Genomic DNA, 20,212 nt, shown 5'->3' with positions numbered 1-20,212 from the left:
CCCTGCGGGTGCAGAACCAATTCCAAAACTGGGCGCGATATTAGCCCTGATAACGACGGAAGAAATAGCGATCTTTTGGAACGCCTTCGGGCAGTGGTTCGGCAATCGTGCCCGGCACATCGATTTTCTGGTCCGATGCCACGATTGCACCCTTGATCAATGCCGGGGGCAGGGTCGATCCGATAAAGGACGCGATCTTGGCATTCAGGGCCTCGTCCCCGGTGCCGACATCGGAATGAACCAGTGCAACCTTGCCTTTGAAACGTTCAACCGCCTTGGGCAGGGTTTCAAAGATATCGCCAAGGAACAAATGGTCATCATCGGGGATGCATTTCGGGTGGGCGGCGATTTGCCGGTCAAAGACGAAAATCTCGCGGTCTGGCATGATTTCGCGCAGGTGATCAAACGTACGCCCGTTGCCAAGCCCGACTTCAAGCACGATGCCGTCCTGATCCTTGATCATTTCTGCTGCCGCATTCAGGCAATCGCGTTGGGCTTGAAGGCGGCGGATAACGCTGTTCAGACGGGACATTGTGCAAAAGGCTCCGGTTTGTTTTTCTAAGTGGCTAAGCACTTGATTTAAAAGCTTTGCCCTTTGGTGCAAGCAGCATTGAGCCAAAGGGCATCAGTCTCAGGCGACAAACTTGGTGGCCTCAAAGGCCGGAACGCGCGCGTCAAAGGTTTCAAGCCATGTGACCAGCGTCGGATAGCTTTCGCGCCATTTGCCCTCAAAGCGCAGATCAAGATAACCCAGCGCACAGGCAATCGCGACATGGCCAATCGTCAGGTCACCTTCCAGTGACGGGGCATTGGCACTCAGATGATCAAGGGATCGTTTGACCTTGTCCGCCTGATAGGACAGCCAATCGCCATGGCGTTTTTCTTCCGGACGCATGCGGCTTTCATAGACCTGCAGGATCGATGCATCGACAATGCCATCGCCCAGTGCCTGAAGGGTAAGGGCATCCCACCGTGCGTCGCTTTCGGTGGGGTGCAGGCTGGTGCCATCGACCTGCGCATCAAGATATTCGCAGATCACACGGCTATCAAAAATCTTGCGACCGTCCTCAAGGATCAGGATCGGAATTTTACCCAGCGGGTTTTGCTGGCGCAGGGTATCTGCCGGGTCGTTGGTGTTGGAATCTTCAACCGTCAGCTGGTCATAAATGCCAAGCATCTTGGCAACGATTTTGACTTTCCGGCCAAACGGTGACGGGCCACTCGAACGCAATATCATGGTTTTCCTCCGGGCATATCAGGTGTTTGCCCGCAGTCTAATGGCGAAAGGTGATCGCTAGGAACCGAAATTTTGCGAAAAGATTTTCAAGACCCGGCGCGGTTGCGGGCAGAACCCGGCTCAGCCCTATCGTGTTGCCCCTCGTCACCTAGTCCGGCCAGATGCAATTCACGGGCAAGGCGCACGGCAGGCCGACCGGCAAAGAACACCGATCCGATGATAAACAGCCACGTCCCGGCCTTGACCGTTGCATCATCAAGAAACAACACACTGCCGACGATAAACAGGACAGCCGCCAGAAGGTCGATGACCGAATAGGCAATTTCATAGGCGCTGTAAATCTGGCGATGGCGCGGGCTGGCGTCAAAGCGGCGGGATCGAAATAGCTTCATCACTGGATCTCTCTCGCGGAGCTGTGTCTTGGCATCCAACGCCTGAGCGCGCAAAACGGTTCCGATGCGTGTTTTGGCGGTGGGGGCTAGCGCCGGGCGCGCGGATGGGTGCCGTTATAGACCGCCATCAATTGTTCGGTATCAACCGCGGTATAGCGCTGGGTCGTTGAAAGCGATGCGTGGCCGAGCAAATCCTGAATGGTGCGCAAATCACCCCCCCCGGCCAAAAGGTGGGTCGCAAAGGAATGGCGCAGCGCATGCGGGGTGGCGGTATCGGGCAGGTTCAAAAGTTCGCGGACCTTGCGCATTTCACGCTGGGCGACTTGTGCCACAAGCCGATTGCCGCGTGCGCCCAGAAACAATGGATCATCGCCATCGGGCGCAAACGGGCAGGTGCGGACATAATCCTCGATCGCTTCGCGCACGATGGGCAGAACCGGGACAAGGCGTTGTTTGTTGCCTTTACCGGTGATCACCATCGAATCCCCGGTCGGACGTTGATTGGCATTCAGATCAAGCGCCTCGGAAATACGCAGGCCGCAACCGTAAAGCAGGGTGAAAAGCGCGAGGTTACGTTTGCCAAGCCACGGCTCATCCTGCCAGGCATCGGCATTTTCGAGCACTGCCATGGCGTCATCTGGCGCCAGCGGTTTGGGCGTTGATTGCGGCAGGCGGGGATTGCGGATTGACTGCACCGCGGCGTTTTGACCGCGCCCGGATCGTTCAAGGAACCGGTAGAAATTGCGCAAGCTTGATAACCCACGTGCGGTCGACGTCTTGGCCATGCCATCCATGCTGCGGCGTGCCAGCCAGCTTCGAAAATCGCGCGGATTCAGGCGCAAAAGATCCTTAAGCGTCGGAGTTTCGCCGAGATGATCCTTGATAAAGCCCAGAAAGGCATAAAGATCGCCTAGATAGTTTTCTGTCGTGTGGTAGGACGCGCGACGCTCATTGGCAAGCCAGCCACGCCAGTCTGCGATGGCGTCGCGCACATCCTGTGGCAGGGTGATCGCGGTCAGACCGTTTGGGTCAGCCATCTACGCACACCAAATTCGATAACGGATGCCAGGAACATGATCAGATCATTGGCCTGTGCCGGGCTGAAATAATCCGGCTCCTTGACGCCAAAGGCAACAAGCCCGACCGGATCGCCATAAAATGGTGCCAGGCGCACAATCGCCGCAGACCGGATGTCAGATGCCTTCGGGCCAAAGATCGCCTCGTCACCGGCATCATCGGGCAACAGCCAGACATCGTGCTCGTCGCCCAGAACCTGATCAACTGCGCCGACAACAAGGCGACGCACCCGGCCATCACAGCTTGGGACCGGGGCCTCTTTGCATTCTTCAAAGCACAGCGCAATCGCATCAAGATCAAGAAGCTCTGGCACAAGGTCCTGAAGTGCCTCGACAAAGGTTTCAAACCCGCGCGCGTTGAGTAATGCCAGAACCGCACGGTGAATGCGGCTTTGGGTTTCGAGGTTGGATTTGGAAATATTGATCAGTTCGCTGGTGGCACCGCGCAGCTTTTCACGTTCATCGCGCAGGCGCGCAACGACATATTGCTGCATGTCGGCAACGCCATTGCCCAGTTCGCGCATCGGCAAATCAAGACTTTCAAGCAAGTCCGGGCGCGTAGTGAAGAATTCAGGATGTTCGGCAAGGTAGTCCGCCACATCGTCGGCGCGCAAAGCTGTCTTTTCCATCGGTTCCGGCTTGAAAAGTGAGAAACAAAAAACCCGGCTGCCACAATGCGGGCTGCCGGGTTAAATGCATGTTAAAAACCACGCGCGATGCGGGTTTTTTAGGGGCCAAACTGATTCACATAATCGTCCCGGTCACCCGGATATGTGCGGATATGCGGAGCAAAATCGCCGGAAGATCTATATCTTTCAAGGTTTTGCGACAAAAATAGCCCGTGCATATCCGGGTGATCCGAAGGACAACTGCTATGAGAGAAAGCCTCTGCGTCAAATCCCTTGATCGGGGATCTCCCCGATCTGCGGGCTTTTCCTTGCTTTTTCTCTCATATCAGTTGCCGGGGCGGTCATGTGAACCAGTTTGGCCCCTAAATGTCTGTCGCGATCAGCGATCCAAAATTACAGGATCGACTGGCCGGTTTTTTCCCAATCGGCGAGGAAGGCTTCGAGGCCTTTGTCGGTCAGCGGGTGTTTGGTCAACTGACCAAGAACCTGCGGCGGGATGGTGACAACGTCAGCACCGAGACGGGCCGAGTCGACAACATGCTGCGGGCCACGTGCCGATGCCACGAGGACTTCGGTGGTCCAGTTCGGGTAGTTGCCATAAACATCAACGATGTCAGCAATAAGCTGCATACCATCCGAGGAAATGTCATCCAGACGGCCAACGAACGGCGAAACATAGGTCGCGCCTGCTTTGGCAGCCAGAATGGCCTGACCAACCGAGAAGCACAGCGTTACGTTGGTCTGAATGCCTTCGTCGGTGAAGGTACGGCAAGCCTTGAGGCCATCAGCAGTCAGCGGCAGCTTGACGACGACATTGTCGGCGATTTTGGCAAGCTTGCGGCCTTCGGCAACCATGGTTTCGTAATCGGTCGCAGCAACTTCTGCGCTGACCGGACCGTCAACAACTTCACAAATTTCCTTGATCAGTTCGAGAAACGGTCGGCCAGACTTTGCTACCAGCGAGGGGTTTGTGGTGACACCGTCCACGAGGCCGGACATGGCCAGTTCGCGGATTGCGTCGATGTCAGCGGTATCGATGAAAAACTTCATTGGAATTCCTGTTTAGGACCTGTTGTTCAATGATGCGGTTAGCTGCTAGGTTCTGGATCATCTGACGACGGAACCAGATCCTTGCTGTGGGACCGTTTGTTTCTTTGCCCAATGTCTGGCGTTCCTGAAACGGCACCGGTCGGATGGGCAACCTCACGGGGTTTATAATATATGCGTGCCGCAAAGGCCACCTCTGGAAATTTGTTTGCGAATGATCCGGCCTTTGAGGTAACCGCCCAGACCGTGAGCGTCCTGCCGCCGCTGCCTTTGGCAGGTCCTTATGACTATCTGGTGCCCGAAGGCGTTTCTGTTGCACCCGGCGATTTTGTTGAAATTCCCCTCGGCCGTCAAACCCAGCGCGGTGTCGTCTGGGGCGATGCCAAGGGCGATGTTGATCCTGGCAAGCTGCGCGAAATTTTCGGTGTTCTGCCAACTCCGCCAATGGCCGATGTCACCCGCAAATTCATTGATTGGGTATCGGCCTATACCATGGCGCCGCAAGGGGCTGTGTTGCGCATGGCCATGAGCGTGCCTGACGCGCTTGAGGCCCCCAAGCCGATTTTTCGCTTTACCCTGAACCCGGAATTTGACGCGGCATCTTTGCGCATGACGCCGCCGCGCAAACGCGTTCTGGCATTTCTGGCCGATCATCCGCCGATGGAGCAGGGCGATATCCTGCGCGAAACCGGTGCCGGGGCGGGTGTGATCAAGGGACTGGTCGACGCTGGCGCTGTGCAGCGCCTGATGGTCACCCCGCCATCGCCGTTTGAAGCCCCCGATCTTGATATTCTGCGACCGGATTTGTCAGTCGAACAGAACGAGGCCGCAGACGCGCTCTGCGCACGCCTTGATGATGGTGGCTTTTCCTGCACGCTTCTGGATGGTGTGACCGGGTCGGGCAAGACAGAAGTTTATTTTGAGCCGGTCCGTGCCGCACTGGCACAGGGAAAACAGGTTGTTGTCCTTTTGCCGGAAATTGCGCTTTCCGCTCAGTGGTTGCAGCGCTTCCGTGACCGGTTCGGTGTTGAGCCTGCGCTTTGGCATTCCGAAGTCGGGCAGGCTCGCCGGCGCGATACCTGGCGGGCAGTGGCCGATGGATCGGCCAAGCTTGTTGTCGGGGCGCGATCCGCCCTTTTCCTGCCCTATCATGATCTGGGTCTGATCGTGGTTGACGAGGAACATGAACACGCCTTCAAGCAGGAAGACGGCGTGATGTATCATGCCCGCGACATGGCGGTAACACGGGCGCATCTCGGCAACATTCCTATTGTTCTGGCATCCGCGACCCCATCGCTTGAAACCCTGGCCAATGTTGAAGCCGGGCGCTATCAGCATGTGCAACTTGGCAGTCGTCATGGTGTGGCGGTACTGCCGAGTGTCGAGATCATCGATATCCGTCAGGACAAGCCCCAACGCAATCGCTGGATCACGCCGACGCTTAAAAAACGTCTGGCAGAAACCTTTGCCAATGGCGAACAGGCAATGCTGTTCCTGAACCGCCGCGGTTATGCACCGCTTACGCTCTGTCGGGCCTGTGGTCATCGGTTCCAGTGCCCGAACTGCACCGCCTGGCTGGTCGAACATCGCGCATGGGGCAAATTGCAATGCCATCATTGCGGTTATCAGGCCAAGGCCCCGGATGCCTGCCCGTCCTGTGGCGCGGAGGGCAAGCTGGCCCCCTGTGGTCCGGGGGTGGAACGCCTGTATGAAGAGGCGGTTGAGACTTTTCCCGATATCCGGGTCGAGGTCGCGACATCCGATAACATCATGGGTCCGAAGGCCGCGGCACAGCTGATTAATCGCGTGCATAATCACGAGGTTGATCTTTTGATCGGCACCCAGATTTTGGCCAAGGGCTATCACTTCCCGATGCTGACGCTGGTCGGGGTGGTTGATGCCGATCTGGGTTTGGCTGGCGGCGATTTACGCGCGGCCGAGCGCAGCTATCAATTGCTAACCCAGGTGGCGGGCCGTGCAGGCCGCGGCGATCGCCCGGGAACGGTGATGCTGCAAACAGCCGATCCGGCCAACCGCGTGATCAAGGCAATTGCCGCCGGTGATCGCGATGCCTTTAACGAGGTGGAGCTATCCCAGCGCATGACCCATGGCATGCCACCACACGGTCGGCTGGCCGCCCTTATTATAAGTGGCAAAAAGGAAAGCGAAGTTGATGAGGCCGCCTGGCGCATCGGTCGGGTTGCGCCGCGCGGTGATGGGCTGATGGTGCTGGGCCCGGCACCCGCACCTTTGTCGCTTCTGCGCGGGCGTTATCGTCGACGCTTCATGATCCGGGCCGACAAGTCGGTCAAGATGCAGGCGCTGATCCATGACTGGTTGTCAAAGGTCAAAACACCGGGCAGTGTGCGCGTGCAGGTCGATATCGACCCCTACAGCTTTATGTAGTCGGGATTGCTTCGCGTCGCCTAGCTTATTGCGAATATTGCGACTGCCACCAGTCATACCCGTCCGGTCCAAGGTATCGTTCAAAGATATGAAGCAGCCGGCCGTCATCGCGCATTTCGCGGATGATTTCGTCGTACCGGCTCAGGAACGCTTCCTTGTCGGGATAATCAGACGCCTTGGAGAACACATTATAATAAGGCGCACGACGCAGTGGCGGATACAGGAAGGCGATCTTGTTGCGATAGCGATTCTGCAGACTGTCATAAATGGTGTTGAGGTAATTGACCGGTACCGCGTCAAACCGGTTTTGCAGCAACATCGGGATCAGAAGGTCACTGCGGGCCACAGTCTGGATATCAAGACCGGAATTCCAAAAGGCGCTGGTATAAGAATAGTCGGCCGCCGCCCCGATCCGTGTCCGTGCGAGATCGGAAAATTCCTCGAACCGGATTTTTTCTTTGTCCTCGGCCCGGATCGCAAATCGCCAGTCCAGCAGCAGATGCGCCTCATTGGGATACAGAAGGAATTCGGCGCGCTCGTCATTCATCGAAAGCGTCAGGACGATGTCAGAGTTGCCGTTACGGGCGTTGTGCAGCAAACGGCTGCCATTATCGACAAACCGGAATACATAATCCCGGATTCCCATAGTGCGCAGAACCTCGGTCATGATGTCGATATCAATGCCCATGGGGTCTTCATGGCCAACCCATTTCAGCGGGGCTTCTTCAAGACCCTCGATCACAAGGGTGCGGGCCGAAGGGCTTTTCCACGATAACAGGATCAGGCACACTGCTGCACAAAGGCAAATTCCCAGTTCAAGGAAGCTTTGTTTTCGTGCCGTTGGCGTCTTCATTGTCGTTCCTGTTGTCCTGAAAACGGCGCAGGTGCATCTGCTGTCATATTATATTTAAGGAGTTAATTTGATAATGCTTTGTGAAAGTAACAACGAATCATCTGAAAATCAGCGCAGCATGTGCGATTGGGCAGAGCAGACATTTGGTCCGGTCAGTGATCCGGCATCACTCGTAGACCGAGCCCTTCTGGAAATGCAGGAACTTGGCGAAGCGGTTCAGGATCGCGACATCGGCGAGATCGGCAAAGAGGCCGCCGATGTTCTGATTTTGCTATATCGTCTTGCTGATCAGTTCGACCTCGACCTTGATCAGGAAGTTCAGGCCAAGATGGCGATCAATCGATCAAGAACCTGGGTATCAAAGGGCGATGGCACGGGATCACACGTCTGAAACCATCGACGTCACTTGATTTATTTTGACGATACCTCGCGATGATCCGGCAACCAGATGGCCCTGCTAGGCCAATTCAAGTCTCGGTCAGGTGTGAAGTTGGTTACAGTTTTGACCGGTTTATCCCGATAATTGCCGCCACGACAAAAACCAACTCTGTGCAATTCGGGGATTCGTCGGCTGAATCAGGATTTCATTAACCTCGCGGCCCCATCCCCAACCAGAGGCATCTTATTAAATAGTTGTAAGCCTGCCTTAAAAATGGGCGATTTCGGGGTGTTTTGGCCGAACTTTGCCAAAGAATGGAAAAGAGGGCGCAATTGCGCTTGCGCGGGGGTTGCCCACTCAAAGGACATGTGATACCAAACGCTCGCTTCCCGGAAGGAAACCCTTTCGGGGGATCATTTTTTTATACGTATCCGAGTCGTTCTCATAACCAGAATTGAGGGCTTTCACCGGTGTCCCAAAATACTGCCGCGACCGGGCTCCAAGGGCGCTACGCCACAGCACTATTTGACTTGGCCAACTCGGCCAACCAGCTTGATGCTGTCAAAAGCGATCTTGAATTGCTCGACCAGGCCATCGCAACCAGCGATGACCTCCGGAATGTACTCCGCAGTCCCGTGATTTCCCGGGACGTGCAGGCCAAGGCGATGGCGGCTCTTCTGGACAAGCTTGGCGTTTCCGAGTTGACCAAGAAGACCGTAGGGCTTCTGTCTCAGAAGCGTCGTCTGTTTGCCCTGCCGGATGTCATTGATTCCTACCTTTCCATGCTCTCGGCTCACAAGGGCGAAGTTACCGCACAGGTGACCTCGGCTTCCGAGCTGAAAAAAGAGCAAATCGAAGCCGTTACCGGCGCTCTCAAAGAAGTTGTCGGCGCCACTGTAAAAGTGGACCTTAAAGTTGATCCGGCTGTTCTTGGCGGTCTTGTCGTCAAGGTCGGTTCCCGGGTTTTTGATGCCTCGCTTCGTACTAAACTGCAGAAGCTCGAGCTCGCTATGAAAGGGGTTGCGTGATGGAAATCCGCGCCGCGGAAATCTCCGCTATTCTTAAGGATCAGATTGCCAATTTTGGTGCTGAAGCCGAAGTTGCCGAAGTCGGTCAGGTTCTGTCTGTCGGTGACGGTATTGCCCGTGTTTACGGTCTGGACAACGTCCAGGCAGGTGAACTCGTTGACTTCCCGGGTGGCATTAAGGGCATGGCCCTTAACCTCGAAGAAGACAACGTTGGTGTCGTGATCTTCGGTTCTGACCGTTCGATCAAGGAAGGTGACCAGGTTAAACGTACTGGCGCCATCGTTGACGTTCCGGTTGGTAAAGAACTTCTTGGTCGCGTTGTTGACGGTCTGGGTAACCCGATCGACGGCAAAGGCGAACTGGGTGCAAAAGAACGTCGCCTTGCTGACGTCAAGGCACCGGGCATCATCCCGCGTAAATCGGTTCACGAGCCGGTACAGACCGGTATCAAGTCGATCGACTCCCTGATCCCGATTGGCCGTGGCCAGCGTGAGCTGATCATTGGTGACCGTCAGACCGGTAAAACCGCCATCATCGTTGACACCATTCTGAACCAGAAGCCGGTGAACGATGCAGCGAAATCCGACAGCGACAAGATGTTCTCCATCTATGTTGCAGTTGGTCAGAAACGTTCGACCGTTGCACAGGTTGTTAAGGTCCTTGAAGAGCGCGGCGCGATGGAAAACACCATCATTGTTGCTGCGACCGCATCCGACCCGGCGCCGATGCAGTTCATCGCACCGTTCGTTGCTTGCGCAATGGGTGAGTACTTCCGTGACAACGGCATGCACGCAACCATCTTCTATGATGATCTGTCCAAGCAGGCTGTTGCTTATCGTCAGATGTCGCTGCTGCTTCGCCGCCCGCCGGGACGTGAAGCATTCCCGGGTGACGTCTTCTATCTGCACTCCCGTCTGCTGGAACGTGCGGCAAAGATGAATGACGAAAACGGCGCCGGCTCTCTGACCGCACTTCCGGTTATTGAAACCCAGGGTAACGACGTTTCGGCGTTTATTCCGACCAACGTGATCTCGATCACCGACGGTCAGATCTTCCTTGAAACCGACCTGTTCTACAAAGGCGTACGCCCGGCTGTGAACGTTGGTCTATCGGTTTCGCGTGTTGGTTCGTCCGCACAGATCAAAGCGATGAAGCAGGTTGCTGGCTCGATCAAGCTGGAACTCGCTCAGTATCGTGAGATGGAAGCATTCGCACAGTTCGCATCGGATCTTGATCCGGCAACCCAGAAACTTCTGGCCCGTGGCGCACGTCTGACCGAGCTGCTCAAGCAGCCGCAGTACTCGCCGCTTAAGGTCGAAGAGCAGGTTGTTGTGATCTACGCTGGTGTTAAAGGCTATCTCGACAGCATTCCGGTGAACAAGGTTCGCGCCTTCGAAGAACAGTACCTGTCCGAAATTCGTTCGGCTGGCGCTGATATCCTCGATGCGATCCGCACCGAGAAAGTTCTGTCCGATGACAGCGAAGCCAAGCTTAAAGCGTTCCTCGACAAGTTCGCGAAAACCTTCGCGTAAGACTGAAACTTAGGCGAAGGAGGAAACGCAATGGCTAGTTTGAAGGATCTGCGCTCGCGCATTGCCAGCGTCAAATCGACGAGGAAGATTACCTCGGCGATGAAGATGGTGGCAGCCTCCAAGCTCCGTCGTGCACAGGATGCAGCGGAAGCAGCCCGTCCCTATGCTGAACGCATGGGGACGATGCTGGGCCGTCTTGCAACTGCCGTCGGCAGCAATGAAGGGGCGCCAAAGCTTCTGGCCGGTACCGGTAAGGATGATGTGCATCTGCTCGTCGTCTTCACCGCGGACCGTGGCCTTTGCGGTGGTTTTAACGCATCGATCGTCAAAGCAACCCGTCTGAAAGCCAAAGCCCTGCAGGCTGAAGGCAAGACGGTGAAGCTGATCTGTGTTGGCCGCAAGGGTGCAGATGCGCTCAAGCGTGAATTTGGTGACAATATTGTCGCCCGGTATACTGGCATCGAGGGCAAGAAGGGGATTGATTTCTCTTCGGCAACCGAGGTGGCAGACAAGGTTCTGGCGCTTTACGACGAAGGCGAATTCGACGTTTGCACGATCTTCTACAACAAGTTCGTGTCCGCGATTTCGCAGGTGGCAACCGCTCAGCAGCTGATCCCGTTCACGGGTGAAGAAGCAGACGAACAGGAAGAAGCAACTGGTTCTTCTGCGGTTTACGAATACGAACCGTCCGAAGAAGCCATTCTGGCTGATTTGCTGCCGCGTAACGTTGGCGTCCAGATTTTCGGTGCAATGCTTGAAAGCAGCGCATCTGAACACGGTGCGCGTATGTCCGCGATGGATAACGCAACCCGCAATGCCGGCGATATGATCGACCGACTGAGCATCCAGTACAACCGCTCACGTCAGGCTCAGATCACCAATGAACTGATTGAAATCATTTCCGGCGCCGAGGCTTTGTAAGCGGGTCGCAGGAAGTTAACGGATAGCTTTGTCCGAGCAGGAGACAATAACTATGGCGAACAAGAAGGCGGGGAAAATTTCCCAGGTAATGGGCGCCGTCGTCGACGTTAAATTCGACGGCGATCTGCCTCCCATTCTGAATGCGCTGCATGTTGACAACAACGGTCAGCGTCTGGTTCTTGAAGTTGCACAGCACCTTGGTGAAAATGCGGTCCGTACGATCGCAATGGACACCACCGAAGGTCTGCAGCGCGGTCAGGAAGTCACCGACACCGGTGACGCGATCTCGGTTCCGGTTGGTCCGGAAACCCTTGGTCGTATTCTGAACGTTATCGGTGAGCCGGTTGACGAACGTGGTCCGGTTAATGCAGCCAAGACCTCTCCGATCCACCGTGAAGCACCTGACTTCATCGACCAGTCCACCGAAACCGAAATCCTTGTGACCGGCATTAAGGTTATCGACCTTATCGCGCCGTACACCAAGGGTGGTAAAATTGGTCTGTTCGGTGGTGCGGGCGTTGGTAAAACCGTCCTTATCATGGAACTGATCAACAACGTGGCAAAAGGCCACGGTGGTTACTCGGTCTTTGCTGGTGTTGGTGAACGTACCCGTGAAGGTAACGACCTCTATCACGAGATGATGGAATCGGGCGTTATCAACCCGGAAGGCGAATCCAAAGCCGCACTGGTTTATGGCCAGATGAACGAACCCCCGGGAGCACGTGCACGTGTTGCTCTGACCGGTCTGACCCTCGCGGAATACTTCCGTGATGAAGAAGGCCAGGACGTTCTGTTCTTCGTCGATAACATCTTCCGCTTTACCCAGGCTGGTTCGGAAGTGTCGGCACTTCTCGGTCGTATCCCGTCTGCTGTGGGTTATCAGCCGACGCTGGCAACCGACATGGGTGCGCTGCAGGAACGTATTACCTCGACCAAAAAAGGTTCCATTACCTCGGTTCAGGCCATTTACGTCCCGGCCGATGACTTGACTGACCCGGCACCGGCAACCTCGTTTGCCCACCTTGACGCAACCACCACGCTGAACCGTCAGATTGCCGAGCTCGGCATCTACCCGGCAGTTGACCCGCTCGACTCCACTTCGCGTGCTCTGGATCCGGGCGTCATTGGTCAGGAACACTACGAGACCGCGCGTGAAGTTCAGCGTGTTCTTCAGACCTACAAAGGCCTGCAGGACATCATCGCCATCCTCGGCATGGACGAGCTTTCGGAAGAAGACAAACTGGTTGTGGCACGTGCCCGTAAGATCCAGCGTTTCCTTTCGCAGCCGTTCCACGTTGCAGAAGTCTTCACCGGTACTCCGGGCGTGTTCGTTCAGCTCGAAGACACCATCAAGGCTTTCAAAGCGATCTGCGCTGGTGAATACGACCACATGCCGGAACAGGCATTCTACATGGTCGGCACCATCGAAGAAGCCATCGAAAAAGCCAAGAAGATGGCCGAAGCTGCCTAAGGCAGCTTTGGTCCCCCTCCGGCTAAGGAGCGAGGATTGTCATGACTGATACGACTGTACTGGAACTTGTTTCACCGTCTGCCCTGCTCAAATCCGAGCCGGTCGAGATGGTCGTTGTTCCGGGCACGGACGGGAATTTTGGTGTTCTGCCCAAGCATGCGCCGATGATCTCGACCATTCGTCCGGGTGTCATCGACATCTATGCAGGTGGTAAGGTTTCCGAACGTATCTTCGTTGCTGGCGGTGTTGCCGAGGTTAATCCCGAGCGTTGCACCATTCTGGCAGAAGAAGCGGTTCCGGTTTCCGATTTGAAAGCTGACGAAGCACAGGCCCGTCTTGAAGAGGCTCAGGCCGCTCTCAAGTCTGCCGAGACTGCACACGACAAAGCCAATGCCGAGCGTGCGCTCGACATTGCCCGTGCACAGATCCAGGCCCTGAGCAACTAAGCCTGCTTTCAGAAAATCATTTAAAAAGGCCGTCCTGATGGGGCGGCCTTTTTTGTTGTCCGATGTCGTCTTGGGTCGTTTTGGGGCTTTCGGGTTTCGGCCTAGCCGCGCCAGCCCGCCTGCGCGCGTAAACTTGCTGCCTGCAAAATCCAGCCACCCCCAAACCCAAGCACCACGATCGCGCCAAATGCCGTTGCGATCATCGGTCCGGCGATTGTCGCAACCTGTGCGAGATCAATGGTGCCGATGGCTTGTGCGGCGATAATTGCAATCCCGCTGCCGGCCATCAGGCCGACCAGTCCACTGATAGCAACCATCAGTCCGGTTTCGAATGCCCCGGTTTGGCTGATTTGACGCGGCCGAATACCAAGGGCGCGCAGCATGGCTAGTGCCTCTGTCTGGCGCAGGCGCAGCGCGATCAGCCCGCAAATAATCACCAGAATCGCGCCAAGGGTCGCAAGTGCCGTAATCGTGAGCAGCCCTGCGACCACACCGTCAAACAAGCGGGTCAGTTTTGCCAGAACGTCGTTGACGAAAATCACCGGTATGTCGCGATGGGTCTCAAGGATCGGGTCCATCGACGCCCTTGCATCCATCGTGTCATTGAGCTGCACAGCACTAATCACACCATGGTCAAAGGCAGGCGACATTGGCGACAGCACAATCGGGAAATCAAGGTCAAGTCGGGTCCAGTCAATCTTGCGCAGATTGGCAATGCGGACTTGATGGGGCTTTCCCATGATATTGACTGTCAGGCTGTCTCCGACCGCCGCACCGATTGCCTGTGCGACCCCGGCGTCAACGGATGCCAGACCTTCATTGACGCTCTCTGGCGGCCACCAGTGGCCATCTGCAAGCGTGCTTTCGGTCATGTATGCTGTTGGGTGATCCGTCCATGACATGCCCCGGTCGCCACGCAGGAACCAGTGATAACGACGTGGCACTTGGGCCTGCGTCAATGGTGCGCCATTCAGACGCGTGACCCGACCGTGTAGAAACGGCATCTGGGTGATGCTTTTAACACCATCGGTGCGCAGGACATCCGCTAGGAATGCGTCTTGTGCGGACGGCGGGATATCGAAAAACACCACATCCGGGGTCTGGGACGGCAAGACGGATTTCAAATGCTGCCCCGCCAAGCTGCCAAACAGCATAACCGCGGTCAGACAAGTCATCGCCAGACCAAAGGACGCGGTGATGGTCACGGTCGGCGCAGATGGTCGGGCGATATTGCGCAATGCCAGACGAAGGGTGGGGGAAAGGCGATGTCCTGTTGATAACCTTCCTGCCATTGCCCGGATTATCCGTCCGAGACCGACAAAAAGAACCTGACAGCCGACAAGAACCGCCAACAAGGCAAGCGAAAACCAGCCGAGGTCAATCAGGGCACCGGCAATGCCAAGCAAGCAGGCCGCAATGAGGGCCTTTGTGATTATGAGCTTGGTCGAACGGCGTTTTATGGTGTCCTGCGTTTCACGGTGATCCTGATGGCGAAACAGGAAGGCCGGGGAAGCATCGCTGGCATCGCGGATCGGGTTGATAGAAACAAGGGCAACAAAGCCGAAGACGAAACCCGCAATCATGGGGATATTCTCGAAGGTTGGCCTTGCGTCAAAGCGAAGCATTTCGGCGAACAACGGCCCAAGCACCGCGCCCGCGATTACAGTCAAAACAACCGCGATCAGGATGGCCAACCCGGTAATAAGTCCCACTTGCCAGATTATGCTGGTGGCAACTTCCCGTGGCCGGGCACCCAGACTGCGCAAGGTCGCAAAGCGGGGGCGTCGTGCGGCAAGGTCGGCTGTCAGGGCATTTCGGATGGCACTTGTCGCGATGGCAAAGATCGCAATTCCCATCAGGCTGACGAAGGAAGACGCAAAATCCCCGATGCGTTCGAGCCCGGGGACGCCGTCCGCAGCACTGACAATCCGCCATCCGCTATCTGGAAATCGGTCCTCGATGGCGGCAATAATCTGATCCGGCGATCGCGCGTTACCCGGTGGTAGTTTGATCCGCAGATACCAGTAAACCTGCTTGCCCGGCGTCAAAAGTGGGCTGTTGCGATACGCATCCAACCCGACAATCACGCGGGGACCAAGCGAGAACAGCCTGAATTTGCGTTCGGGCTCGGCGGCAATGCGTGCGCGGATCTGATAAGGCTGACGCCCAAGATAAAGGGTATCGCCAACCCTGTACCCGCCGTCTTCAACCAGTTCGGGACCAACGACAATACCGGGGCTGCCATTTCGGGTGCCAAGGGCTTCCGAAAGGGGAATGTCTGGTGACAGTTCCAGATGACCAAAAAGCGGATAGGTGGCATCAACGGCCTTCAGTTCGGAAAGCACGGCCGGTCGATTATCGAATGGCTGAACCATCACCCTTTGTTCGATTGTCAGGCTGAGCGTGCCAAGCGTTTCAAGAAAGGCAATTTCATCTGTCGTCGGTGCCCGGTGAAACAGACGCAGCGAGATATCCCCGCCGATGGTCTGTTGTGCTGACTGGCGCAACCCATCGCGAACCGACTGCGTCAGGCTGACGGTCAGGACCAGAATGGTCGCGGCAAAGACAAGGGTCGCGAACAGGGTAACAATGCCGATACCGGGCTTGCGCAATTCACGCAGCGCAATCTTGAGGCTGGTTGGTATGGGCCGGGATGTCAAAAGCAGAGATGTCGGGCGGCGCACGGCAGTCTCTCTGGCAGGGGGTTACGGCGTGGGGGTCAACGCCAGTCCCAGCCAGAAGGATTCGATCATTTTCATCAGTTCGATGAATTCTGTCACATCAACCGGTTTGCGCAAATAACAGTTTGCCCCGGCGGCATAGCAAAGATCAACGTCGTGATCGGCACCGGACGTTGTCAGGACGATTACGGGAATGGATGCGCAATTGGGATCATTTCGGATATCGCGCAGCATTTCGCGGCCATCTTTGCGCGGCATGTTGAGGTCTAGAAGAATCAGGCGTGGGCGCGGTGAATTGCGATACGGACCATCTTGCTGCAAAAACTGCAGTGCGGTCATCGCATCCTTTACGTGATGCAATTCAACCGGCTGTTTGAATTCCCGAAGTGCTTCGCGCACCAGGCGCGCATCACCAGGATTATCTTCAATCAACAACAGGTTGTTTATTGAACCGTTCTTTTGATCCGGCATGCTGATCCGCTATCCTTAGGGATGAGCTTTTGGTGCGCATGGTCATCCCTGATCTTTTGTTTTGTGAGCCTGTCAATATATTGATCCTAAAGAAAAAGACGGCCCCCACCATCGAAAGGTATTCTTTGGAATCACATATATGATGTATTTCTTATCTATCCTTAAGTCTTAATTTCATACCTCAGCACGAAGTTCAATTCAATAAGACTTCAGTAAAGTTGCAGATATTATCCGACTGTATGGTATATAATGGTTCAAAAGTGCAGGGAAAAGAGTTTCTGCAAAACAATTTTTATCGGCAATATTACCGATAAATGCCTGTTCAGTTCGCTGAGATGCCGATTTCCTGTGCAAGCGAGTCGAATCGGGCAATCAGCTCCGGCTGGTCGGCAAACACTATGCTGGCCTTCTCGAACGCCGCCTTGGCATCGTCTTCCCGGCCCAGCACCATATAGGCCTGCATCAGGCGGGCCCACCCGTCGGGATTGTTCGGCTCAGCCTCCAGCCGTTCGGCCAATCCATTGACCATCGACATGATCATTTGCTGCTGCTCTTCAGGTGTCATTTCCTGCGCAGCGGCGATATCTTCCTGACTTGGGCCGGGTGATGTGTTTTCGGCAATGTTCAGGCGTCCTTCAATGTCGATCCCCTGGGCAAGGGCGGCTTCATTGATCCGGCCAACCACCATCGGCAACCACGGGGCATCGCCCGGTGCCCCATTGGCAAGTGCGATCCAGCGATCAACCGCAGCACCGACATTGCCTTCCTGTGCGTCGGCAAGGCCAAGATAAAACTGGATGCGTGGATCGGCACTGTCGGTTTTTTCGGCTTCGCGCAGCACGCCGCGGGCTGTCGTATTGATTTGGCCATTATTGCTGCGGATCAGGCTTTCGGCATACATGGCCAGATAATCGCCGTCACGTCCCGACCGCTTGACGGTCTCAAGAAACGCGGTTTGTGCTTCTTCCGGGCGGCCAAGCGCCATCAGGCTGGCACCCAGCAATTCCCACGCCCGCAGATCATCTGGATTTTCCAAAAGCCTCTGTGACAGGTCGCTGACAGCACGATTAAGCACCGACTGGCGGTCTTCATCCGCCGTCTGGGCCATGCGCATGGCATTGATTTCATCGGCGCGGCTGGTGATCGGGCGGTCGGGCATGGTCGGATTGCCAAGATCAAGATAAAGCGCGAACCCGCCTGCAATGAACAGCACGATAAAACCGGCGGCAATGGCCCGGATGGGCTTGTTTGCCGATGTCTGCTCGATGGTGTCAGTAGGCTGTTGCTTTTTGATGCGCTGATCGGCCGCCAGAATACGGCGCTGAACTTCGGTGCGCGCGGCATCGGCCTGCTCGGCGCTTAGAACCCCGCGCTCAATATCACGGTCAATCTCGGAAAGCTGATCACGATAAACCGCAAGGTCGCGCGAAAGTTCGTTTTCCGGGCTGCCATCTTCACTCTCTGATGCGGACGACGCATCGCTTGCCTCATCCGATCCAGCTTTACGGTTGCCGCCAAAAATCGGCCACAGAATGAACCCCGTAAGCAGCAGGGTAATCGCGCCAAGAACAATCCAGATGGTCATTATTTAGGTATCCTGTCCTTGGCTTATTCTGCGGGCACTGCTTTGGCGGCAGTCTTGTGGGAACGGGTCGGTGCACCGATGCGATAACGACGATCCGAAAGCGACATCAATCCGCCAAACACCATGACAAGCCCGCCAAACCACATCCATGGGATCAGGGGTTTGACGTAAAACCGTGTGATCCATTTGCCGCTTTCATCCTGATCGCCGATCACGGCATAGATATCGCCGGTGAAGCTTGATTGAATACCGGCCTCGGTGGTTGGCATGCCTTCGACCGTATAGACGCGTTTTTCCGGTTTCAGGACAACGGTGCGTTCGCCCGGTGTGGTGATGGTGATTTCCGCTTCGCGGGCGGCATAGTTCGGCCCCTGATATTCGCGGATACCAGACAGGATGAAGGTATGCCCGGCAAGTTCGGCGCTTTCGCCAACGGCAAGTGACTGAACGGCTTCTTCGGTCCAGGCCTGCGATCCGGTGATACCGGCCACCACGATTGCCACACCGGCATGGGCCAGCATCGTCCCGTGGGCCGAGCGCGGCAGATTGCGCATGCGGCGCAGGCTGGTGCCAATTGGCTCGCGGAACAGCTTGATCCGGCCCGACCATTCAAGGATCGATCCGACAAACAACCAGGCTGCAAGCCCCATCCCGAACAGGGCAAAGGCCGGTCCACCCGAAAGCCAAAGTGTCACCAGCACGACAACGGCGGCAGCCGCAAGGGCGATTTTAAGCTTGTTAAACACGCCAAGAAGGTCGGCGCGCTTCCACGGCATCAATGGGCCAAAGGCCATCGCGACAATCACCGGGGTGATGATCGGTACAAAGGTCGCATTAAAGAACGGTGCCCCGACGGAGATTTTTTCGCCAGTCAGGGTTTCCAGCAACAACGGATAAAGTGTGCCGAGCAACACCATGGCAGCGGCAATCGACAAAAGGACATTGTTAAAAATAAGCGCCCCTTCGCGCGAAATCGGCTGGAACAGCCCGCCCCCCTTCAATGTCGGTGCCCGCCAGGCATAAAGTGTTAGCGATCCGCCAACCGCAATGAATAGCAGGAACAGGATAAACACCCCGCGCGTCGGATCGGTGGCAAAGGCATGCACCGATGTCAGAGCACCCGACCGCACAAGGAAGGTCCCCAGAAGCGAGAAGGAAAACGCCAGGATCGCCAAAAAGATGGTCCAGCTTTTAAGTGCGTCACGCTTTTCCACCACGATGGCCGAATGCAAAAGCGCAGTCCCCGCAAGCCATGGCATGAAGGATGCGTTTTCAACCGGGTCCCAGAACCACCAGCCGCCCCAGCCAAGCTCGTAATACGCCCACCAGGAACCCAGCCCGATGCCGGCGGTCAGAAAGACCCAGGCTGCCAGCGTCCAGGGGCGCACCCAACGTGCCCAGGCCGGATCAACCCGGCCTTCAATCAGGGCTGCCACCGCAAAGGCAAAGGCGACTGAAAACCCGACATAGCCGAGATAAAGGAACGGCGGATGAATGGCGATGCCTGGGTCCTGCAGCAGCGGGTTCATGCCTTCCCCGTCAAGCGGCGGGTTCAATACGCGCTCAAACGGGTTCGAGGTCAGAACAATAAACAGGATAAAGCCAGCCCCGATCAGCCCCATCACACCCAAAACGCGCGCCAGCAATGTCGGCGGTAAATTGCGGCCAAATGCCGCAACCGCGCCGCCAAACAGGGTCAGGATCAGCACCCAAAGCAGCATCGATCCTTCGTGATTGGCCCAGACGCCTGTGATCTTGTAGATCATCGGTTTGGAGGTGTGGCTGTTTGCCAGAACGTTAAGGACCGAGAAGTCGGAACTGACATAGGCATAGGTCAGCGCAAGGAAACTTGCCGCGATCAGTGCAAAGCATGCCAAAGCCAACCGTGGTGCGACGGCCAGAAGTGCGGCGTCACGCCGCGATGCCGCCAGAAACGGTACGGTGGATTGGGCAACTGCCATCACCAATGACAGTATCAGCGCGTAATGTCCGATCTCTACAATCATATTATCGTTTCTCGTCCCTAGCAGGCTTTACAGTATCAATTATGTGCCCGGA

The 20,212-nt window shown here is 56.1% G+C and carries 18 protein-coding genes; 7 read left to right on the top strand and 11 right to left on the bottom strand.

Annotated features, from left to right (window positions below; all coding sequences use genetic code 11):
- Positions 1 to 40 precede the first annotated feature (40 nt).
- The 6 genes from FHI25_RS15290 to fsa form a co-directional block, all read right to left on the bottom strand.
- Complete coding sequence (locus FHI25_RS15290) at positions 41 to 532, bottom strand: class I SAM-dependent methyltransferase (protein WP_063089237.1); 492 nt, start codon at positions 530 to 532, stop codon at positions 41 to 43.
- Between the two features lie 99 nt (positions 533 to 631).
- Positions 632 to 1,237, bottom strand: coding sequence for a glutathione S-transferase family protein (locus FHI25_RS15285; RefSeq protein WP_210519141.1), 606 nt, complete (start codon positions 1,235 to 1,237; stop codon positions 632 to 634).
- A gap of 86 nt (positions 1,238 to 1,323) precedes the next feature.
- Entirely contained in the window at positions 1,324 to 1,629 is a 306-nt protein-coding gene (locus FHI25_RS15280; RefSeq protein WP_210519139.1) for a YrhK family protein, read from the bottom strand.
- Positions 1,630 to 1,715: 86 nt separating this feature from the next.
- Positions 1,716 to 2,666, bottom strand: a complete 951-nt coding sequence (locus FHI25_RS15275; RefSeq protein WP_210519137.1) for a tyrosine recombinase XerC — start codon at positions 2,664 to 2,666, stop codon at positions 1,716 to 1,718.
- A complete protein-coding gene (locus FHI25_RS15270) occupies positions 2,645 to 3,334 on the bottom strand; it encodes a DUF484 family protein (protein WP_210519127.1) in 690 nt (229 codons plus the stop codon). Before FHI25_RS15270 ends, FHI25_RS15275 begins: the two co-directional genes overlap by 22 nt.
- Before the next feature lie 393 nt (positions 3,335 to 3,727).
- Positions 3,728 to 4,384, bottom strand: coding sequence for a fructose-6-phosphate aldolase (fsa, locus tag FHI25_RS15265; RefSeq protein WP_008889757.1), 657 nt, complete (start codon positions 4,382 to 4,384; stop codon positions 3,728 to 3,730).
- A gap of 171 nt (positions 4,385 to 4,555) precedes the next feature.
- On the opposite strand from fsa, the gene FHI25_RS15260 reads away from it, so the two are divergent.
- Positions 4,556 to 6,787: a primosomal protein N' gene (locus FHI25_RS15260; RefSeq protein WP_210519125.1), complete on the top strand. Its 2,232-nt coding sequence runs from the start codon at positions 4,556 to 4,558 to the stop codon at positions 6,785 to 6,787.
- Between the two features lie 25 nt (positions 6,788 to 6,812).
- On the opposite strand, the gene FHI25_RS15255 is transcribed toward FHI25_RS15260, so the two are convergent.
- Positions 6,813 to 7,640: an ABC transporter substrate-binding protein gene (locus tag FHI25_RS15255; protein WP_210519123.1), complete on the bottom strand. Its 828-nt coding sequence runs from the start codon at positions 7,638 to 7,640 to the stop codon at positions 6,813 to 6,815.
- A 73-nt stretch (positions 7,641 to 7,713) separates the two neighbouring features.
- Here FHI25_RS15255 and FHI25_RS15250 point away from each other — a divergent pair, with 73 nt between their 5' ends.
- The 6 genes from FHI25_RS15250 to atpC all read left to right on the top strand — a co-directional run bounded on the left by FHI25_RS15250 (position 7,714) and on the right by atpC (position 13,417).
- The gene (locus tag FHI25_RS15250; RefSeq protein WP_210519120.1) at positions 7,714 to 8,031 is read left to right on the top strand and encodes a MazG nucleotide pyrophosphohydrolase domain-containing protein; all 318 of its coding nucleotides are present in this window, start codon (positions 7,714 to 7,716) and stop codon (positions 8,029 to 8,031) included.
- Positions 8,032 to 8,489: 458 nt separating this feature from the next.
- Positions 8,490 to 9,047 (top strand): F0F1 ATP synthase subunit delta, encoded by a 558-nt coding sequence (locus tag FHI25_RS15245; RefSeq protein WP_040823053.1) that lies wholly within the window; start codon positions 8,490 to 8,492, stop codon positions 9,045 to 9,047.
- On the top strand, positions 9,047 to 10,579 hold the full coding sequence (atpA, locus tag FHI25_RS15240; RefSeq protein WP_008889762.1) for a F0F1 ATP synthase subunit alpha: 1,533 nt from the start codon (positions 9,047 to 9,049) through the stop codon (positions 10,577 to 10,579). Before FHI25_RS15245 ends, atpA begins: the two co-directional genes overlap by 1 nt.
- Before the next feature lie 30 nt (positions 10,580 to 10,609).
- A complete protein-coding gene (locus FHI25_RS15235; protein WP_008889763.1) occupies positions 10,610 to 11,500 on the top strand; it encodes a F0F1 ATP synthase subunit gamma in 891 nt (296 codons plus the stop codon).
- Positions 11,501 to 11,552: 52 nt separating this feature from the next.
- Positions 11,553 to 12,971, top strand: coding sequence for a F0F1 ATP synthase subunit beta (gene atpD, locus FHI25_RS15230; RefSeq protein WP_008889764.1), 1,419 nt, complete (start codon positions 11,553 to 11,555; stop codon positions 12,969 to 12,971).
- Between the two features lie 41 nt (positions 12,972 to 13,012).
- Positions 13,013 to 13,417 carry an ATP synthase F1 subunit epsilon gene (atpC, locus tag FHI25_RS15225; RefSeq protein ID WP_008889765.1) on the top strand — a complete coding sequence of 135 codons (405 nt, stop codon included), beginning with the start codon at positions 13,013 to 13,015 and terminating at the stop codon, positions 13,415 to 13,417.
- Between the two features lie 101 nt (positions 13,418 to 13,518).
- Here the strand turns inward: atpC and FHI25_RS15220 are convergent, their stop codons facing one another.
- The 4 genes from FHI25_RS15220 to FHI25_RS15205 form a co-directional block, all read right to left on the bottom strand.
- Positions 13,519 to 16,101, bottom strand: coding sequence for an FtsX-like permease family protein (locus tag FHI25_RS15220; RefSeq protein ID WP_210519119.1), 2,583 nt, complete (start codon positions 16,099 to 16,101; stop codon positions 13,519 to 13,521).
- 21 nt (positions 16,102 to 16,122) lie between these two features.
- The gene (locus FHI25_RS15215) at positions 16,123 to 16,569 is read right to left on the bottom strand and encodes a response regulator (protein ID WP_210519116.1); all 447 of its coding nucleotides are present in this window, start codon (positions 16,567 to 16,569) and stop codon (positions 16,123 to 16,125) included.
- Between the two features lie 322 nt (positions 16,570 to 16,891).
- On the bottom strand, positions 16,892 to 18,154 hold the full coding sequence (gene ccmI / locus FHI25_RS15210; RefSeq protein WP_210519114.1) for a c-type cytochrome biogenesis protein CcmI: 1,263 nt from the start codon (positions 18,152 to 18,154) through the stop codon (positions 16,892 to 16,894).
- A gap of 23 nt (positions 18,155 to 18,177) precedes the next feature.
- Positions 18,178 to 20,160: a heme lyase CcmF/NrfE family subunit gene (locus FHI25_RS15205; RefSeq protein WP_210519112.1), complete on the bottom strand. Its 1,983-nt coding sequence runs from the start codon at positions 20,158 to 20,160 to the stop codon at positions 18,178 to 18,180.
- Positions 20,161 to 20,212: the final 52 nt, after the last annotated feature.

This window comes from Thalassospira sp. ER-Se-21-Dark, assembly GCF_017922435.1.
Classification (GTDB): domain Bacteria; phylum Pseudomonadota; class Alphaproteobacteria; order Rhodospirillales; family Thalassospiraceae; genus Thalassospira.
This window is presented reverse-complemented; position numbering and strand designations above follow the sequence as displayed.

What these genes read in the sequence shown, in the direction of transcription:
- FHI25_RS15280 (WP_210519139.1), bottom strand. Translation starts at nt 1,629, where the DNA reads ATGAAGCTATTTCGATCCCGCCGCTTTGACGCCAGCCCGCGCCATCGC.
- FHI25_RS15250 (WP_210519120.1), top strand. Translation starts at nt 7,714, where the DNA reads ATGCTTTGTGAAAGTAACAACGAATCATCTGAAAATCAGCGCAGCATG.
- FHI25_RS15270 (WP_210519127.1), bottom strand. Translation starts at nt 3,334, where the DNA reads ATGGAAAAGACAGCTTTGCGCGCCGACGATGTGGCGGACTACCTTGCC.
- fsa (WP_008889757.1), bottom strand. Translation starts at nt 4,384, where the DNA reads ATGAAGTTTTTCATCGATACCGCTGACATCGACGCAATCCGCGAACTG.
- FHI25_RS15290 (WP_063089237.1), bottom strand. Translation starts at nt 532, where the DNA reads ATGTCCCGTCTGAACAGCGTTATCCGCCGCCTTCAAGCCCAACGCGAT.
- atpD (WP_008889764.1), top strand. Translation starts at nt 11,553, where the DNA reads ATGGCGAACAAGAAGGCGGGGAAAATTTCCCAGGTAATGGGCGCCGTC.
- FHI25_RS15285 (WP_210519141.1), bottom strand. Translation starts at nt 1,237, where the DNA reads ATGATATTGCGTTCGAGTGGCCCGTCACCGTTTGGCCGGAAAGTCAAA.
- FHI25_RS15215 (WP_210519116.1), bottom strand. Translation starts at nt 16,569, where the DNA reads ATGCCGGATCAAAAGAACGGTTCAATAAACAACCTGTTGTTGATTGAA.
- atpC (WP_008889765.1), top strand. Translation starts at nt 13,013, where the DNA reads ATGACTGATACGACTGTACTGGAACTTGTTTCACCGTCTGCCCTGCTC.
- ccmI (WP_210519114.1), bottom strand. Translation starts at nt 18,154, where the DNA reads ATGACCATCTGGATTGTTCTTGGCGCGATTACCCTGCTGCTTACGGGG.
- FHI25_RS15235 (WP_008889763.1), top strand. Translation starts at nt 10,610, where the DNA reads ATGGCTAGTTTGAAGGATCTGCGCTCGCGCATTGCCAGCGTCAAATCG.
- atpA (WP_008889762.1), top strand. Translation starts at nt 9,047, where the DNA reads ATGGAAATCCGCGCCGCGGAAATCTCCGCTATTCTTAAGGATCAGATT.
- FHI25_RS15260 (WP_210519125.1), top strand. Translation starts at nt 4,556, where the DNA reads ATGCGTGCCGCAAAGGCCACCTCTGGAAATTTGTTTGCGAATGATCCG.
- FHI25_RS15255 (WP_210519123.1), bottom strand. Translation starts at nt 7,640, where the DNA reads ATGAAGACGCCAACGGCACGAAAACAAAGCTTCCTTGAACTGGGAATT.
- FHI25_RS15275 (WP_210519137.1), bottom strand. Translation starts at nt 2,666, where the DNA reads ATGGCTGACCCAAACGGTCTGACCGCGATCACCCTGCCACAGGATGTG.
- FHI25_RS15205 (WP_210519112.1), bottom strand. Translation starts at nt 20,160, where the DNA reads ATGATTGTAGAGATCGGACATTACGCGCTGATACTGTCATTGGTGATG.